The sequence below is a fragment of the Streptomyces sp. NBC_00076 genome (assembly GCF_045041235.1).
Classification (GTDB): Bacteria; Actinomycetota; Actinomycetes; order Streptomycetales; family Streptomycetaceae; genus Streptomyces.
This window is the reverse complement of the sequence record NZ_CP108242.1, coordinates 5461499-5475140: the sequence shown is the minus strand read 5'-3', so window position 1 is coordinate 5475140 and position 13642 is coordinate 5461499. Positions and strand designations below refer to the sequence as shown.

10 protein-coding genes are annotated in these 13642 nt (G+C 73.3%); 7 read left to right on the top strand and 3 right to left on the bottom strand.

Annotation, left to right across the window (positions count from 1 at the left end; all coding sequences use genetic code 11):
- Positions 1–33: 33 nt before the first annotated feature.
- Positions 34–2907 carry an AAA family ATPase gene (locus OHA64_RS24870; protein ID WP_405624087.1) on the bottom strand — a complete coding sequence of 958 codons (2874 nt, stop codon included), beginning with the start codon at positions 2905–2907 and terminating at the stop codon, positions 34–36.
- Positions 2908–3318: 411 nt separating this feature from the next.
- Between OHA64_RS24870 and OHA64_RS24865 the strand changes: the two genes are divergently transcribed.
- The 3 genes from OHA64_RS24865 (at position 3319) to OHA64_RS24855 (ending at position 6863) form a co-directional block, all read left to right on the top strand.
- On the top strand, positions 3319–3996 hold the full coding sequence (locus OHA64_RS24865) for a LuxR C-terminal-related transcriptional regulator (RefSeq protein WP_405616643.1): 678 nt from the start codon (positions 3319–3321) through the stop codon (positions 3994–3996).
- A gap of 150 nt (positions 3997–4146) precedes the next feature.
- On the top strand, positions 4147–4824 hold the full coding sequence (locus tag OHA64_RS24860; protein ID WP_405616641.1) for a DUF4255 domain-containing protein: 678 nt from the start codon (positions 4147–4149) through the stop codon (positions 4822–4824).
- Entirely contained in the window at positions 4821–6863 is a 2043-nt protein-coding gene (locus tag OHA64_RS24855; RefSeq protein WP_405616639.1) for an ATP-binding protein, read from the top strand. Before OHA64_RS24860 ends, OHA64_RS24855 begins: the two co-directional genes overlap by 4 nt.
- A 63-nt stretch (positions 6864–6926) precedes the next feature.
- On the opposite strand, the gene OHA64_RS24850 is transcribed toward OHA64_RS24855, so the two are convergent.
- Together OHA64_RS24850 and OHA64_RS24845 are read right to left on the bottom strand one after the other, a co-directional pair.
- Positions 6927–8348, bottom strand: a complete 1422-nt coding sequence (locus tag OHA64_RS24850; protein ID WP_405616637.1) for a hydrolase — start codon at positions 8346–8348, stop codon at positions 6927–6929.
- Positions 8349–8499: 151 nt separating this feature from the next.
- Positions 8500–9891: a DUF4157 domain-containing protein gene (locus OHA64_RS24845; protein WP_405616635.1), complete on the bottom strand. Its 1392-nt coding sequence runs from the start codon at positions 9889–9891 to the stop codon at positions 8500–8502.
- A 242-nt stretch (positions 9892–10133) separates the two neighbouring features.
- On the opposite strand from OHA64_RS24845, the gene OHA64_RS24840 reads away from it, so the two are divergent.
- Genes OHA64_RS24840 through OHA64_RS24825 form a run of 4 tightly spaced genes read left to right on the top strand, consistent with a single transcriptional unit; the run spans position 10134 to position 12872 of the window.
- Positions 10134–11723 carry a phage tail sheath subtilisin-like domain-containing protein gene (locus OHA64_RS24840; RefSeq protein WP_405616633.1) on the top strand — a complete coding sequence of 530 codons (1590 nt, stop codon included), beginning with the start codon at positions 10134–10136 and terminating at the stop codon, positions 11721–11723.
- Between the two features lie 53 nt (positions 11724–11776).
- Positions 11777–12220, top strand: coding sequence for a phage tail protein (locus OHA64_RS24835; protein ID WP_073499531.1), 444 nt, complete (start codon positions 11777–11779; stop codon positions 12218–12220).
- Complete coding sequence (locus tag OHA64_RS24830; protein ID WP_405616630.1) at positions 12220–12717, top strand: hypothetical protein; 498 nt, start codon at positions 12220–12222, stop codon at positions 12715–12717. Before OHA64_RS24835 ends, OHA64_RS24830 begins: the two co-directional genes overlap by 1 nt.
- Positions 12714–12872: a DUF6760 family protein gene (locus tag OHA64_RS24825; RefSeq protein ID WP_356773893.1), complete on the top strand. Its 159-nt coding sequence runs from the start codon at positions 12714–12716 to the stop codon at positions 12870–12872. The genes OHA64_RS24830 and OHA64_RS24825 overlap by 4 nt, the downstream gene beginning before the upstream one ends.
- Positions 12873–13642: the final 770 nt, after the last annotated feature.

Sequence of the window (13642 nt, the reverse complement as noted above, 5' to 3'; positions counted from 1 at the left end):
CGCCGGACTTGCCCGTCGGCAGGTCCCGCGCCGCTATCCGTCCGCCGCCTCCAACGCGGCACTCAACTCCCCCCTGCGCCGGATGCCGAGCTTGCGGTACGTACTGGTCAGGTGCGTCTCCACGGTGCGTCGGGCGACGTGCAGGAGATCCGCTATCTCGGTGTTCGTACAGCCGCCCGCGGCGAGTTCCGCGATACGGCGCTCGCTGCCGGTGAGCGACCCGGAGCCGGTGAACGCCGCCGCGGAACGGCGGGCACCGCCCGCGCGCAGGGCCTCCTCGACACGGGCCCGCAACCGTGGCGCGCCGAGTCGTTCGGCACGCTCGGCCGCCTCGCGCAGACAGTCACGGCCCCGCGTCCGGTCGCCGGTGGCGGTCAACAGCCGTCCCTGCGCCAGCAACGCCGCGACCAGTTCGCGCTCGGCGGGTGCGGGGCGCAGCACGGCGACGGCCTCCTCGACCAGCTCCAGGCCGCGGCGGCCGCCGGTCGTCAGACCCAGCACCCGCAGGGCCCGCCCCAGCGTGCGCGGGGTGTTCCACACCCGGGCCAGCCGCAGTTCCTCCTCCGCCAACACCCGTGCCTCCCGGGGCAGGCCCATCGCGAGCCGGCACATCGCGGCGGCCGTCCGCCACGGCGTGACGACGGGACTGATCACGGCCCGGGACGTCTGGCGCCGGCCGCACTCCAGGAAGTCGTGCAGGGCGCCCGTCAAGTCCTCCTCGGCCAGACGCAGCACTCCGCGCGCGTACAGGAAGCGGTTCATCTCCCAGGAGTCCGGCGCCCGGCCCGGATCGAAGCGGTCCGCGAGCCGCCGTGCCGCGTCGGTACGCCCCGTCTCCACGAGCGCGACCACGGCGTGCGCGTCGGCGTTGGTCGGGCCCGTACGGTGCTCCGGCACGGTCCGCTCGGCGTGCGCGGCGAGGACCCGGTCGTACTGCCCGCGGGCGGCGGCGATGTCGGCGCGTACGTCCAGCAGGGCCCCCTCCATCGGGTGCAGCAGCGGGGTGTGCCGCACGGCCAGGCCGCGCTCCACCAGTCGTTCGGCGTGGTCGAGTTCGTCGGCCCACTGGGCGACGGCGGCGGCCGTGCCCAGCAGGAAGGGCTCGGCCAGTGCTTCGGCGGGTTGCGCCAGCAGCGTTCCCAGCCGGGCCATCGCCTCCTGGGCCGAGCAGGCGCCGGCGGTGGCCGCGTACCGCACGAGCAGGGCCTGGCCGGAGGGGCCGGCCGCCTCCGGGGAACGTGCGGCGACGTCACCCAGCCACCGGTAGGCCTCCTGCCGGACCGTGTGGTCGTGGTCGGACAGCAGCGCGGACGCCGTCTGCACGGTGTGGGCCAGCTCGGGGTGGCCGGTCAGCCGGTCCTCGAGGGTGCGCAGCACGTCCACGGCCGCCCGCACCTCGCCGCGGCGGGCCAGCGCGGTGCCGAGGGCGATCGCCGTGCGCACCCGGTCGTCGGGGCGGGCCGGCAGCTGGAGCGCCTCGGTCAGGCGGGGGATGCCGGGGGCGTCGGTGGCGGCGTACTCCAGGGAGCCGAGCTCGGTCAGCAGCCGCTGCCTGAGGTCGTCGTCCAGCGGCTCCTCCAGGGCCCGGCGCAGATAGCCGACGGCGTCTTCGGGGCGGGAGTCCAGCAGGGCCGCCCGCACCGCGTCCCGCAGCACGCGCGACGCCCACGGCAGGCCGACGGCCCGGGCCCGCAGCAACGGCCGGGCCACCGCCTCCGCAGGGTCACCGCGCCGCACCATGGCCTCCGCGGCCGCCAGGTACACCTCCTGCCGCCGCCCGACCGGCCACCCGGCCAGCACCGCGTCCCGCAGCAACGGATGCGCGTACCGCGGGCGCCCGCCGGCATCGGTGCGCAGCACCCCGAGCCACACCATCGCGGTGAGCCATCCAGCGACCCGAGCCGGGTCGGCTCCCACCGTCTCGGCAAGGAGACCGACGGAGTCGGGCGCGGGGAGTGCGGCCGCACCGAGCGTTTCCCCGCCGGCCGCTCCGGCCGCGTCGACCACGTCGAGCACCTCGGCCGGACGACCTGCCGCGCCTCCCGCCGGAGCACCCGTCGCCTCCTCGCCCGCGGCCGAAGGCCCCGTCAGTTCGAGGGCCGCGAGGGCTCGGGCGACCTCCGCCGTCGCCGGTCCGGCGCTGTCCAGCCACCACTGGACGACGGCCGGGTACGCGCCCGGATACAGGGCGGCGCAGGTGTCCGGCAAGGTCGATGAGAGGGTCTCCTGCGGCAGGGCGCCCAGGTCGTCGAGCAGGGCCCGCAGCAGGAGCGGGCTGCCCGCGCCGGCGGACAGGCAGTCGGCGGTCCACCGCGCCGAGGCCGAGGGGAAGGCGGCGCGGACGAGTTCCGCCGCCGCGGTGTCGGTGAGCGGGGCGAGGGTGTGCGAGCGGACGAGGGAGGGGGACAGCGCGTGGGCGAGTCCGGCGGCCGGCGGGTCGATGTCGTACTGACTGCGCTCGGTGGCCACCAGCAGCACAGGTAATCGGTCGATACGGCGGGCCACGTCGACGAGCCAGCGACGCGAGGCGCCGTCGGCGAGGTGGACGTCGTCGACGGCCAGCAGCAGCGGGGCCTGGTCCGCGTACGAACGCAGCAGCCGCCACAGCCGGGCCGCGCTGCCACGCTCGTCGTCGCCCGCGGTCAGGTCCGCGAACTCCGGTACCGAGCCCAGCAGCTGGAGCACCACGGACAACGGCACGGTGGAGTCCTCGGGGGAGCAGCGCGCCCGCAGTACGCGCATCCCGCGGGCCGCCGCGGCCACCGAGGCGGCCTCCAGGACGGCCGTGCGGCCGGTACCCGTGGCGCCGCGCAGCAGGACGAGGCGTCCGTTCCCGGCGCGGGCGCGCCCGGCCTCGGCCGCCAACAGCTCGTGTGCGTCCCCGCGTTCGCGCAGCGTTCCGGTCATCCCCTGCAGCGGTCCGGTCATCCCTGCCTCCCCTGGTGGATGCGTCGCCCTCGGTGAGCAGGACGCGGAGGCACCGGGTCCGGTGCTGTGACGTGCGCCACGGATCGGACCGGTTCCAGGCGCCGTGTCCTGTCCGGCAGAACGGCGGACGGGTTCCCTCCATTTGCTGTGGCGAGGCTCACGGCGATGCCCGGAGTAACCGCACCGGACCGGCCGCCGTTCCGTACACCCACTCTGACCTGCGACGATGCCAGCGCGAGGCGCCACGAGTGGTGATCGTGCCGCTGGTCTCGTGGTCCGCCTCGTGGTGCTCCACGATTGCGCATGCCACAGCGGTCACAGAAGTGTGGAGCAAACCCACCCGTCACCGGTCCGCACCGGACGGCGGGCTCGCGAACTTGGGGGAAACGGTTGCTCAGCTCACCCCGGACCACACACAGCGGCGCCACGGGCACCGGTGCCGCCGACCCCGGGCGCCGCACACCCGTGGCGGTAGCGGCTTCCGACCCGCTGTCCCGCGAGGGCGCCGTCAGCCAGCTGCGCCGGCACCCGGAGATCGAACTCCGCGAGGAGACCGGCCCCGACACCGTGGCGCTGCTGATCGAGGACACCCTCGACGAGGCGGCGCTCACCCGGCTGCGCCGGACCGTGCGCAGCGAGGGCGCCCGTGCCGTGCTCGTCGTGGGCACGATCCGGGAGAACGAACTGCTGGACGTCATCGAGTGCGGAGTCGGAGCCATCGTCTGGCGCCGCGAGGCCACCTCGTACCGGCTGGTCCAGGCGGTCCTCGCCGCTGCCCGCGGGGACGGCGACCTGCCCTCCGACCTGCTCGGCAGGCTCATCAACCAGGTGGGGACCCTGCACCGGGGCGCGGCGGGCGGACCCGGCACCCCGTCCCTGGGCCTCGCGCCCCGCGAGGTGGACGTCCTGCGACTGGTCGCCGAGGGCCTCGACACCGGAGAGATCGCCAGCAAGCTGTCCTACTCCGAACGCACCGTCAAGAACGTCATGCACGGGCTCACCACCCGACTGCATCTGCGTAACCGGGCGCACGCCGTGGCCTATGCCCTGCGTGAAGGCTACCTCTGACCGAAGGGGCAGATTCTGTCGCCCCCGCGGGCAGCACGGGGTGCCCGGCCGCCGACCCCGGCGTGCCTGCGGCCCGGCCGGCGCAGGGGGATGATCGGGAACGGACCGCATCGAGCGGGTCCGACAGCACGGCAGGGCAGGAGCGAGACAGTGATCCACGAGGTGGACGAGGTCCTCAAGAGCCTGCTCGGCGGCGGTGCGCTCACGGGTTCCGGCATCGAGGTCTCCTTCGAGGCCCCGACCCGGGACTGGGCGGCCCGGCGCAACGCGCCTGTCGTCAACGCCTACTTGTACGACATCCGTGAGGACGTGGCCCGGCGCCAGCGCGGCCAGATGTCCGTGCGCGACGAGCGGGACGTGGTGGTCCGGCGGCGCCAACCGCCGCGCTGGTTCCGGCTGTCGTACCTGGTGACCGCCTGGACCAAGACGCCGCAGGACGAACACCGGCTCTTGTCGGCGGTGTTGGCCACGATGCTGCCGCGCGAGCTGTTGGCCGCCGACGAACTCCCCGGATCCCTGGGCGCGTTGGGGCTCGCCGTGCCGGTGACGGTGGCCGGCAGCCAGACCGAGTCCCGCTCTCTCGCCGAGATCTGGTCCGCCCTGGGCGGCGAACTCAAGCCCTCCCTGGACGTGGTGGTGACCGCGCCCTTCCCGGCGTTCCCCGAGTACGACGCCGGGCCGCCGGTCACCGAGGGAGCGGCGGTACGGGTGCGCGGCCTGGACGACGACCCGCCCGAGTCCGCCGAACGCGCCCACCGCCCCCACCAGGTGGCAGCGGCCCGAGCAGCCCGAGCCGAGGCCGCCGCCCGCCGACCGGACCCCCGATGACCACTCCGTACGCCGACACCCCGGACACCACCAGGTCCAGGGAGGGCACCGACCCCGCCCACCCGCTGCTCGTACGGCTCGCCGGTCTGCGGGAGCGGGTCGGCGCGCTGGTGGAGCAGCGGAGTGCCGACGACCCCACCGCCGGTGATCCGCTGCGCGGCCTGTACCTGTCCGAGGGGGCCGTACGGCATCTGCTGCACGCCGCTTCGGCCGCACCCGCCGCCGACTCGGCTGACTCGGCTGACTCGGCTGACTCGGCTGACGGCGCGATAGTCGCGCTCGGACCAGGTGACCGCCTCGCCGCGCTGGCCGCCCGGGCGGATCTGACCGAGCTGGACACCGCCATCCTGCTGGTCGCCCTCGCCCCGGACCTCGACCGCACCTTCGAACCGCTCTACGGCTACCTCAACGACGACGTCAGCCGGCGCCGCGCCACCACCGGACTCGCCCTCGACCTGTGCGCGACGCCCGTACACCTGGCCACGGCCCGCGCCCGCTTCCACCCTTCGGCGCCCCTGCGAGCGCTCGGCCTGCTGGACGTGGAGGAGCCGGAACGCCCCTTCCTGTCCCGCTCCTTGCGGGTGCCCGACCGGCTGATCGCCCATCTGCTCGGCGACGACACCCCGGCCCCCGCGCTGCACGCCCACCTGAGCCCGATGGCCGAACCCCTGCCCGTCGACGACGACTTCGTGCACCGGCTGGCCGCCCGCCTGCGCGTCGGTCCGCTGACCGCCTACCTCCGTGAACACCGCGAGGGCGACGGACTCGCCGCGATCGGCGCTGCCCTGCGCGCCGCCGGTCTGGACGCCCTGCACTTCTCGGGGCCCGAGGACCTGGTCCCCGACCTGCTGCGCGAGGCCCGGCTCGGCGGCGGCGCCGTCGTACTGTCCGGCCTGCCGGACCGGCCGGGCCCGCTGGTGCGGGCGTTGGCGGCGGCGACGGACGTCACCGTGCTGCTGACCGACCCGCACCCCTACGACCCGCAGTGGAGCGGGCGCGACCCGCTGGTCCTCGAGGCACCCCGGCGCGGTGCCGGCGGTACGGCCGCCTGGTCGGCGGCGCTCGGGCCGGACGCCCCGGGATTCGACCTGGCCGCCACCGTCGCCCCGTACCGCCTGGGCGGCGACCGGGTGGCCCGGGCCGCGCGGTCCGCCCAAGCCCTCGCCACCTTCGAGGGCACCCCGCTCACCGCCGCCCACGTACGGCTGGCCGCCCGTCAGCAGTCGGCGTCCGGACTGGAGCGGCACGCCCGCCGGATCCGGCCCGAGGTCGGCTGGGAGGACCTGGTGCTGCCCGACCGGCCGCTGACCCAGCTGCGTGAACTCGCCCTGCGCGCCCGCCACCGCGACCGTGTGCTCGGCGACTGGCGGCTGAGCGCGGGCGGCGGCCGGGGCCGGGGTGTGCTCGGGTTGTTCGCGGGCGAGTCCGGCACCGGCAAGACCCTGTCCGCCGAGGTCGTCGCCGCCGAACTCGGGCTCGACCTCTACGTGGTGCAGCTCTCCTCCGTCGTCGACAAGTACGTCGGCGAGACCGAGAAGAACCTGGAACGCATCTTCACCGAGGCCGACCGCACCGACGCCGTGCTCCTCTTCGACGAGGCCGACGCCGTGTTCGGGAAGCGGTCGGAGGTGAAGGACGCGCACGACAAGTACGCCAACATGGAGAGCGCCTACCTGCTGCAGCGCCTGGAGTCCTTCGACGGCATCGCGCTGCTCACCACCAACCTGCGCGCCAACATCGACGAGGCGTTCACCCGCCGTCTGGACCTGGTGGTCGACTTCCCGTTCCCGGACCCCGAGCAGCGCCTGGCCCTGTGGCGGCACGGACTCGCGCACGTCCCGTGTGCCGCCGGCATCGACACGGCCCCGCTGGCCAAGGACTTCGAACTGGCCGGCGGCTCGATCCGCAGCGCGGTCGTCACCGCCGCCTATCTCGCCGCCGGCCGGGACGAACCGGTCGGCGCGGACGACCTGCTGGAGGGGGCCCGCCGCGAGTACCGCAAGGCGGGTCGGCTGGTGCCCGGAGAAGCCAACTGGTAGCTCCCGTACCGGACTTACCCGGCCCGCCCCTTCTGTGCAACCGGCCCCACAACCGAGCCCCCGTCAGACCGTCAGCTTGACGGCTTCGAGCCAGCGGTCGTTCTCCAGGGCTCCGCCGAAGATGAGCTCGGGGCGCGGATCGGTGCACCCCTGGGCGCCCCAGTCGTAGCCGTGGACACGGGCGGTCTGGCAGACCTTGCCGCTGCCGATGTTGATGCCGAAGCCCAGCATGTCCGGCGCGCCCTTCTTGCTGCTGCCGATGTAGATGTTCCGGCCGTCGGCGATGGCCGTCCACGACGGCGACCACTTGCCCTTGCCGTCGGTCGACTCGGGGTTGTGGATGAAGGCGTTGGCCGCCGAGCCGCCGGCGCCGTACACCGCGATGTTGAGGGCCTTGATCGGCTTGTTCTGGCCCGTCGTGCCGGCGAACGTGCCGTCGCACACCGGCTTCTGCCAGCCGTCGCCGGTCACGAAGGCGCGGTAGCAGATGTGCCGTCCGGTCGGGTCGTCCTTGGCCAGGCGGTTCACGGCGGTGGCGGCGGTGTCCTGCGGGGGCCGCGCGGTCACGGTGGCCGGGGCGCCGCCGCCTCCGCCGCCGCCCGCACCGGCCGCCGCGCCCTGATCGACCTCGGCGGGCGGTGTCGCGGGTGTCGCGGTGGGCTGCGGCGGTGGGGTCGGTGTCGCGGTGGGGCTCGGCGGCGCGAGGGTGGAGCCGACCTCCTGGGACTTCGCCTCCGCCAGGCTGGCCACCCGCGGCTTGTACGAGATCCAGATCATGACGAACGCGATCGCCAGGGCCAGCATGATGCTCAGCGCGGTCGCCAGCCAGCGCGGCAGGAAGCCCCGCTGCACATAGGTGCCGTCCACCTCCGTCGGCTGGACGCCCGAGCGGCGCACCGCCAGCCGGTACGGCTGCTCCTCCTTCGACCCGAACCAGATGATCTGCCGGGGCCGCAGCGTGGTGTTCACGAACGCGGCCCGGCCGGGCTCGATCTGCACGTTGGCCGGCTGGATCTCGTACGACAGCCGGTCTCCGGTGTCGCTGCCGCTGAGCGAGGCGGTGACCTTGGTGTTGCCCAGGTTGTCGATGGCGAGCCGCGGCCGTCCCCGGAACCGCCCCTTCACCGTGTGCGGCACCAGTTCGGCCCGCACCTCGCTGAACGGCGTGATGGTGAGGTTGCCCTCCGGGACGGTCACCGCGTCCGGGTGCTCGGTCGGCGTGATCCGCACCGCGAACGGGTTCGGTCCCGCCGTCGCGTCCGGAGTGCGCGGCGGCGCGAACGTCAGCTCCACCGTGCCCGTCGTCCCCGGATAGAGCCGCAGCGTCGGCGGTTCCACCGTCGTCCAGGGCGCCACCGCCCCCACCGGTTCGAAGCGGTACTCGTCGACGACATCACCCGTGTTGCGCAGACGCAGACGTACGCGCGTGCTGCTGCCGGGGTCGACGGTGGCGGAGGCGGGTTCGAGGGAGGTCCACAGGCTCACGCGAGGACGCTACGGCCGGTACCAGGCCCGCGGCAGCGGACCGAGGGGCAGACGTGGGTGCGGAAAGTTCCGTACCCACTGCCCGGAAGTCCCTTCTCCGGGACTTCCCTTCTGGTGCCGGGCCTTCCCTTCTGCTGGCGGAAGTCCCCTTCTAGCGCGCCTCGTTGTCGACGAGGTCGTTGTCGTTCGCCTGCTCCACCAGAGCCGTGATCCTGTCCATCAGGGCGAGCACCGCGTCCCACTTCCGCTCCGCGTCCCGGTCCCCGGGGTCACGGCGGTCGTAGTAGTCGTACACCTGGCTCTCCCGCATCACGCGGGCCTCACAGCTGAGGTACTGCGAGATGCAGTTGCCCGGGTACTTGCTGCTCCAGACGTACGACGGTCCGCTGACGCCGACCTTCACCGCGATCCCGTAACCGAGCCGGTCGATGGGGACATAGAGGCGGGACAGGTGCTCGTAGACGTCCTTGAGGTAGCCGACGGCGACCTTGACGGGGTTGTCGAAGCGTTTGTGGGCCGAGTTGGCCCGGGGCGTGAGAATCGTGAGGTTCGCCGCCGCCGTGCCGTCGCCGCCGAAGTCCGCGTTGAGCAGATGGCCCGCGATGAAGGGGATGTTGTACTTGTCCCGGGCGTCGTCGATCGCGGCGGGAAGCCTGCTGTCGGCGTCGGTGCCCATGCCGAACAGGCTCCTCGGTCCGAGGATCGCCTTCGACATCGCACCGCCCGCGGCCCGTGGGCTCGCGCGGGTGTACTCCGGGGCCGAAATGAAGAGCGGCAGGGACTCGACTCGTACGCGACCACGCCGGGTCGACGTGCCGGCGGTGACGGACGAGCGCACCCGCTGCACGGGCGCGGCGCCCGGCCCGGTCGCCCGCTGCACGGACCCGGGAACCCCCAGTTCGGGCGCCGCCCCCTGGGCCAGCCGCCTGCCGTTCGCCGCGGACTGGACCTCGAAGGCGTCATTGGGGGAGGAGACCTTCGCGCCCGCGCCGTTGTCGGTGCCGGCCACGGGACCCAGGCTCTGCTGCCGGACGTGGTCGATCTCGTGGTAGATCGTCTCGTCGTCCAACTTCGGGGACGCGGAGACGATGTGCGCGCCGGTGGTGTAGGCGAGGGCGCCCAGCTCCGTCGCCGAGCGCTGCGCGACCGGGCCGGTGTGCACCCGTACATGGCCCAGGTCCATGCCGTAGGCCTGCTCCGCCGTCGCCCGGATGCGGGCATCCAGCGGCTGCCAGGGAGACGCGACGGCCTCGTCCACCGACGACCGCCGCTGCACGACCGGCTCCCCGACGGCCGACTGCGGGGCCGCCGACTGCTGGACGGCGCCCGACTGCGAGGCGGTCGACTGCTCGACGGCCGACTGCGTGTGTCCGCATCCGGGAGCGTTCTCGTGCCGCTCCTCCTCGATGGCGCGGGCCACGGCCGCGTTCCCGGCCATGCGCTGCAGGGTCAGCAACCGGTGGGCGGGCCCGCTCGGCGCACTCACCCGGCGGGCCTGACCCTGGTCACCGGCCTGCTGGGCCCGTGTTCCGTGTGCGCGCACGACGCTCCCTTCGACACCGGACGACTGGCCATCCAGCTCTACCGGACCGCCCGGCAGGCCGACACGTCCTCCGGGGCAGCACCGAGGGCAACGACACCACCCCTACGGGCCGACGGTCGCGAAGAAGTGCCCTTGAGGGCAGGAGGGTTGCCCCCGATCCGGCACCCCAGGACGTTTCGGCTGACGCGCTTCGCGCGTGACGGTGAGAGCGACCTGACTCGTACCCCGAGGAGTGCACAGCTATGCCGTCCTACCTGTCGCCCGGCGTATACGTCGAGGAGGTGGCCAGCGGCTCCCGCCCGATCGAGGGGGTGGGCACCTCGGTGGCGGCCTTCGTCGGGCTCGCCCCGACCGGCCCGCTGAACGAGCCGACCCTGGTGACCAACTGGACGCAGTACGTGGCGGCCTTCGGTGACTTCACCGACGGGTACTACCTCGCCCACTCCGTCTACGGCTTCTTCAACAACGGCGGCTCCGCGGCGTACGTCGTGCGGGTGGGCGGTTCCGCGGCGGGCGCCTCCGGCGACTCCGCCTCCCCCGCCGCGGTGTCCGGCTCGGCCGCCCCGGCCGCGCTGCCCGCCGGTGAGCCCAAGCAGCTCGGCACGTTCGCCGTGACCGCCAACGCGACCGGCCAGAGCGGCAACCCGCTGAGCGTGGAGGTCGCCGACCCGGAGGGCGAGGGTCCGGCCGAGCGGTTCAAGCTGATCGTCAAGGACGGCGACAAGCCAGTCGAGACGTTCGACGTGACGGCCAAGAAGGGCAACCGCAACTACGTCGTCACGCAGGTCAAGGAGCGCTCCAAGCTCATCACCGTGGCCGAGGCCGCGCCGTCCGCGCAGCTGGCCCGCCCGGACAACCAGACGGTGGCGCTGGCCGCGCCGCCCGCCGCCCCGGCCGGTGTCGAGGAGCCGCCCGCGCAGTCCGTGGGCCCGGCGCAGTACCTCGGCGACAGCGCCGACCGCACCGGCTTCGGCGGCCTGGAGGCGGTCGACGAGATCTCCATGGTCGCGGTGCCCGACCTGATGGCCGCCTACCAGCGCGGCGCGATCGACCTGGAGGCCGTCAAGGCCGTCCAGCTCGGTCTGATCGCGCACTGCGAGCTGATGGGCGACCGGGTCGCCATCATCGACCCCCCGCCGAGCCTCAACGCCCGCCAGATCCGGGTCTGGCGCCAGGAGACGGCCGGCTACGACTCCAAGTACGCGGCCCTGTACTACCCCTGGATCAAGTCCTTCGACCCGGCCACCGGCCAGGCCCGGCTGGTCCCGCCGAGCGGCCACGTGGCCGGCGTGTGGGCCCGCAACGACTCCGAGCGCGGTGTGCACAAGGCCCCGGCGAACGAGGTCGTACGCGGCGCGGTGGACCTGGAGATCCAGATCACCCGGGGCGAGCAGGACCTGCTCAACCCGATCGGCGTCAACTGCATCCGTGCCTTCCCCGGCCGCGGCATCCGGATCTGGGGTGCCCGCACCCTGTCCTCGGACCCGGCCTGGCGCTACCTGAACGTCCGCCGGTACTTCAACTACCTGGAGGAGTCGATCCTGATCGGCACCCAGTGGGTGGTGTTCGAGCCGAACGACCACGCCCTGTGGGCCCGGATCCGGCGCAACGTCTCGGCGTTCCTGGTCAACGAGTGGCGCGCCGGCGCCCTGTTCGGCGCCAAGCCCGAGGACGCCTTCTACGTCAAGTGCGACGAGGAGAGCAACCCGCCGGAGTCGGTCGACGTCGGCCGGGTGGTGTGCGAGATCGGGATCGCGCCGGTCAAGCCCGCCGAGTTCGTGATCTTCCGGCTGGCCCAGTTCTCCAGCGGCAACGGGGAGCTGGAGGAGTAGGCGGCGCCCGCCACTTCCGTACACCGAGTCAACTCCCCTAGAAGGACGAACAGATGAGTCTCCAGCCGGGTGACGCCCTTACTTCGCACAATTTCGGGCTCCAGATCGACGGCGTGATGGTCGAGTATCTCGCCGAGGTCAGTGGCCTCAGCCTGGAACAGGACGTCATCGAGTACCAGCAGGTCTCCGCGCAGGGCAAGCCGGTCACCAAGAAGCTGCCGGGCGTGAAGAAGGCCGGTACCTGCACGGTCGTCCGCGGTATGACGCAGTCCGCCGCGTTCAACACGTGGATCACCGAGTCGATCAACGGCGTGATGGGCAGCGCCCGCAAGAACGCCACGATCATGGTGATGGACTACCAGAACAACCCGGTCAAGCGGTACAACATGCGCAACGCCTGGTGCAGCAAGATCGACACCAGCACGGTGAAGGCCGGCGAGGCCGCGGCGCTGACCGAGACCGTGACGATCACGTTCGAAGAACTGGTCATCGAGTAATGCGGCGTACTGCTGTCCGGGCGGCGGCGGGCGGGGAGCAGGCAGCTCCCTCGCCCGCCGCCGTGCCCGACGCCGCGCCCGCCCCGACGCCCGCGTCCGCTCCCGTGCCGACGGCACCGGCGTACCGCCTGCAGACGGAGTTCCCCTTCGAGCTGCCGCGCGGCTACGTCGACGAGGCGGGCACGGTCCACAGGGACGGCGTGATGCGGCTGGCGACGGCGAGGGACGAACTCGTGCCGTTGCGGGACATCCGCGTCCAGGAGAACCCCGCGTATCTGTCGGTGGTGCTGCTGGGCCGGGTCATCACCCGCCTGGGCGGGCTGCCGATGGTGCACGACGGGATCGTGGAGAACATGTTCGCCTCCGACCTGGCGTTCCTCCAGGACTTCTACCGCCAGATCAACGCCGAGGGCCACACCCGAGCCTCGGTGGAGTGCCCGCACTGCGCGGAGCCCTTCGAGGTGGAACTCGGCGGGAGCCGCCTGGGGGAATCGTGACGTACGCGACCGACCGGCTGCACGAGGAGATCGCGTACGTCGCCTTCCACTTCCACTGGAGCCAGGACGAGATCCTGGACCTCGAACACCACGACCGGCGCCGCTACGCCGACCGCATCGCGTCTCTCGTGACGCGGGGCGGGGCGGAGGGCTGAGGCATGGGGCTTCTGGACCGATTCCGGGGGCGGGGGGCGGGTGTCCGTTCGGGCGCCGGTGCGGGTGTCGGTGCGGGTGTCGGTGCGGGTGCTGGCACGGAGAGGGCTGGGACGGAGGGGGCTGGGACGGGCGGTTCGAGTACCGGTTCGGCGGCGGGTCCTGAGTCTCGGGGTGGGGCTGGGAGTGGGACTGCGAGTGGGGCTGAGGGCGGGTCGGCGCCGACTGGTTCCGCGGCTGTCGACGCGGTGCCTCCACGCCCGGCCGACTGGCCCACGCTGCCGCCCATCCAACGGTCGGCCCGGGGCACGTCGGGGGTGGCCGACGCCGACTTCGGCAACCGCCTGGCCACCTGGCGCAACCCGTCCTTCGGAGGCACACGCCCACACGTCGTCCTGGACACGGCACCGGACGGCCTGACGGGCAATCGCCTGTCCGCACCGGCACGGCCTGCGGAACGTGCGGGTTCGGCGGGCACGCAAAGTTCGGCGGGTGCTGCGGGTGCGGGGGGCGCTGCGGGCACGGAGGGTTCGGCGGGTGCTGCCGGTTCAGCAGGCCCTGTTGGTGCTGCGAGTTCTGCCGGTTCCGCAAGCCCTGTTGGTGGTTCTGGCCGGGGGCAACAGCCCGTCCCCGTCCAGCCGGTGGCCGCACCGCCGGCACCGGCCGCCCCGGCTCCTTCCGTCCAGGGGCGGGGTATCCGCGTAGTCCCGACAGCGCCCCGCCCGACCACGGCACCGGCCCCGCTGACCAGGTCGACCACGTCTCCCGTACA

What these genes read in the sequence shown, in the direction of transcription:
- OHA64_RS24855 (WP_405616639.1), top strand. Translation starts at nt 4,821, where the DNA reads ATGACCACTCCGTACGCCGACACCCCGGACACCACCAGGTCCAGGGAG.
- OHA64_RS24835 (WP_073499531.1), top strand. Translation starts at nt 11,777, where the DNA reads ATGAGTCTCCAGCCGGGTGACGCCCTTACTTCGCACAATTTCGGGCTC.
- OHA64_RS24830 (WP_405616630.1), top strand. Translation starts at nt 12,220, where the DNA reads ATGCGGCGTACTGCTGTCCGGGCGGCGGCGGGCGGGGAGCAGGCAGCT.
- OHA64_RS24870 (WP_405624087.1), bottom strand. Translation starts at nt 2,907, where the DNA reads ATGACCGGAACGCTGCGCGAACGCGGGGACGCACACGAGCTGTTGGCG.
- OHA64_RS24840 (WP_405616633.1), top strand. Translation starts at nt 10,134, where the DNA reads ATGCCGTCCTACCTGTCGCCCGGCGTATACGTCGAGGAGGTGGCCAGC.